This window comes from Aeromicrobium sp. (assembly GCF_036676885.1).
Classification (GTDB): domain Bacteria; phylum Actinomycetota; class Actinomycetes; order Propionibacteriales; family Nocardioidaceae; genus Aeromicrobium.
Genome location: NZ_JAKFCB010000098.1, coordinates 1 through 2,944 on the forward strand (window position 1 = coordinate 1; position 2,944 = coordinate 2,944).

General features: G+C 68.0%; 4 protein-coding genes. All 4 read left to right on the forward strand.

Annotation, left to right across the window (positions count from 1 at the left end):
- Positions 1-43 precede the first annotated feature (43 nt).
- Genes V6M46_RS05095 through V6M46_RS05110 form a run of 4 tightly spaced genes read left to right on the forward strand, consistent with a single transcriptional unit; the run spans position 44 to position 2,901 of the window.
- Complete coding sequence (locus tag V6M46_RS05095; RefSeq protein ID WP_332662696.1) at positions 44-394, forward strand: metallopeptidase family protein; 351 nt, start codon at positions 44-46, stop codon at positions 392-394.
- A complete protein-coding gene (locus V6M46_RS05100; protein WP_332662697.1) occupies positions 387-1,049 on the forward strand; it encodes a pirin family protein in 663 nt (220 codons plus the stop codon). Before V6M46_RS05095 ends, V6M46_RS05100 begins: the two co-directional genes overlap by 8 nt.
- A 4-nt stretch (positions 1,050-1,053) precedes the next feature.
- Positions 1,054-1,479, forward strand: a complete 426-nt coding sequence (gene aroQ / locus V6M46_RS05105; RefSeq protein ID WP_332662698.1) for a type II 3-dehydroquinate dehydratase — start codon at positions 1,054-1,056, stop codon at positions 1,477-1,479.
- A 48-nt stretch (positions 1,480-1,527) separates the two neighbouring features.
- Complete coding sequence (locus V6M46_RS05110; RefSeq protein WP_332662699.1) at positions 1,528-2,901, forward strand: FAD-binding oxidoreductase; 1,374 nt, start codon at positions 1,528-1,530, stop codon at positions 2,899-2,901.
- Positions 2,902-2,944 lie beyond the last annotated feature (43 nt).

The window sequence follows — 2,944 nt, forward strand, 5'->3', positions numbered from 1 at the left end:
GTGACGCAGTTGCCACCCAAACCGCATCAGGCAGGATGGAACCATGATCGAGGTCAGCGAGGATCGCTTCGCCGAGCTCGTCGAGGCCGCGTTCGCCGCGGTGCCGACCGAGCTCGCGGCGCTGCTCGACAACGTCGTGCTGTTCATCGAGGACGATGCGCCCGCTGACGACCCGACGTTGCTGGGCTTCTACGACGGCATACCGCTGACCGAGCGCGACACGTCGTACGGCGGGGTCATGCCAGACCGCATCTACGTCTACCGCAATCCGACCCTGGCGATCTGCGACACCGAGCAGGACGTCGTCGAGGAGGTGGGCATCACGGTCGTGCACGAGATCGCCCATCACTTCGGCATCGAGGACGACCGGTTGCACGAGCTGGGCTATGCCTGAGATCCGCCGAGCCGACGACCGTTTCCGCACCGACGGCGACGGGGTGTCGACGTGGCACAGCTTCTCCTACGGCGCGCACTACGACCCCGACAACATCGGCTTCGGCCCGCTCATCGCGATCAACACCGAACGCATCGACGCCGGTCGCGGCTACGAGCTGCACCACCATGCCGACGTCGAGATCGTGACGTGGGTCCTCGAGGGCGCGCTCCAGCACGAGGACGGCACGGGGCATCGCGGCATCATCCGGCCGGGCACCGCGCAACGTCTCAGCGCCGGCACGGGCGTCCAGCACTCGGAGAAGAACGCCTCCGGCGACGTGCCGCTGGTCTTCGTGCAGATGATGCTGACCTCCGACCACGACGCCGAGCCCGAGTACGCCCAGGTCGACGTCGAGCCGCAGCCCGGCGAGCTGACCCCGACGGTTGACGTCCACACGGGAGCGGAGCTGTTCGTCGTACGTCTGGGTGCCGGGCAGTCCGTGACCGTCCCCGCGGCCCGCCGCAGCCTCGCCCATGTCACGGCCGGCTCGGTCGAGCTCGGCGGCACCACGCTGACGAGCGGCGATGAGGCCCGCCTGACGGACGGGGGCGCGTACGATCTGAGTGCTGCCGGCGACGGTGGCGAAGTCCTGGTCTGGCAACTGCAGAGGTGAACGCATGACGGTCCTCGTCCTCAACGGCCCCAACCTCGGCCGTCTCGGTGTGCGTGAGCCCGCGGTCTACGGCACCGCGACGTACGCCGACCTGGTGGCACGCTGCGAAGAGGTCGCCAAGGAGTGCGGGCTGGAGATCGACGTACGCCAGACCGACAGCGAGTCCGAGATGATCGGTTGGCTGCACGCTGCCGCCGACGCGGGTTCGCCGGTGATCCTCAATGCCGGGGCCTGGACCCATACGTCGATCGCGGTGCGCGACGCCGCGAGCCAGCTCGACGCACCGCTCGTCGAGGTGCACCTCAGCAACGTGCACGCCCGCGAGTCGTTCCGCCACACGTCCTATCTCAGCGACATCGCCGCTGCCGTTGTCATGGGCATGGGCCTCGAGGGCTACGCCGCCGCAATTCGTTACCTTGCTGTCTCCTAGGCCGACCTGCGAAGCGCGATGTCCCCGCCCGGGTCTAACCTGAATGTCGTGAAAGGTTGGCAGGCCCATGGGGAAGCCGTTGACCGGTTGCTGGCGTCCTACGGGCGGATAGCGCCCGGAGATCGCATACGCCTGGCCAAGAAGACGTCCAACCTGTTCCGCCCGCGCCAGGGCAATGACTCGCCCGGCCTCGACGTCAGCGGTCTCGACGGCGTCATCGCGATCGACACCGAGGCGCAGACCGCCGACGTGCAGGGCATCTGCACCTACGAGCAGCTCGTCGCCGAGACCCTGCCTCACGGCTTCATCCCCTACGTCGTCCCGCAGCTGCGCACGATCACGCTCGGGGGAGCGGTGACGGGGCTCGGCATCGAGTCGACGTCGTTCCGCAACGGCCTCCCGCACGAGTCGGTGCTCGAGCTGGACATCCTCACGGGCTCGGGCGAGATCGTCACGGCGGCCCCCGAGGGCGACCACGCCGACCTGTTCGAGGCGTTCCCCAACTCCTACGGCAGCCTCGGCTACGCCACCCGGCTCAAGATCAAGCTCGAGAAGGTCCCGCCCTTCGTCAGCCTGCGACACGTGCAGGTCGCCGACGCCTCCGCGGCGGTCAAGGCGATCGAGGTCATCGCCGAGACGGGGGAGTGGCACGGCGAACGCGTTGACGGCCTCGACGGCACGGCGTTCAGCCCCCACGAGATCTACCTGACCCTGGCGCACTTCTTGGATGAACAGAGCACCGGCGTCCCGCAGACGGTCAGCGACTACACGGGCCAGCAGATCTACTACAAGTCGATCCAGGCCCGTGAGACCGACGCCCTGACGATGAACGACTACATCTGGCGCTGGGACACCGACTGGTTCTGGTGCTCGGGTGCGTTCGGCGCGCAGAACGCCTGGGTCCGCCGGGTCTGGCCGACCAGGTGGCGGCGCAGCGACGTCTACCACCGGCTCGTCGGGCTCGACGAGAAGATCGGCCTCAGCAAGGTGCTCGACCGGATCAAGAAGGTGCCGGGGCGCGAGCGCGTCATCCAGGACGTCGAGGTGCCGGTCGACCGGCTGCCGGAGTTCCTCGAGTGGTTCGACGCCGAGGTCGGCATGCGCCCGGTGTGGCTGTGCCCGCTGCGTACGACCCGGACCTGGCCGGTCTACCCGCTGACACCCGGCGAGACCTACGTCAACGTCGGGTTCTGGGGCACCGTCGAGGTGCCGGCGGGCTCTCCCGAGGGCATGATCAATCGCAAGATCGAAGACTTCGTGCACGACCTCGGCGGGCACAAGTCCCTCTACTCCGAGGCGTTCTACGACCAGGAGACGTTCGAGCAGATGTATGGCGGCGAGGTGCTCGCCGCCGCCCGCAGGCGATACGACCCCGAGGGCAGACTGAGCACCCTGTACGAGAAAGCGGTGAGGAACTCATGACCACAGACGTGGGAGTACGGCTGACGATCGCGGACGCGCTCGG

What these genes read in the sequence shown, in the direction of transcription:
- V6M46_RS05095 (WP_332662696.1), top strand. Translation starts at nt 44, where the DNA reads ATGATCGAGGTCAGCGAGGATCGCTTCGCCGAGCTCGTCGAGGCCGCG.
- aroQ (WP_332662698.1), top strand. Translation starts at nt 1,054, where the DNA reads ATGACGGTCCTCGTCCTCAACGGCCCCAACCTCGGCCGTCTCGGTGTG.
- V6M46_RS05100 (WP_332662697.1), top strand. Translation starts at nt 387, where the DNA reads ATGCCTGAGATCCGCCGAGCCGACGACCGTTTCCGCACCGACGGCGAC.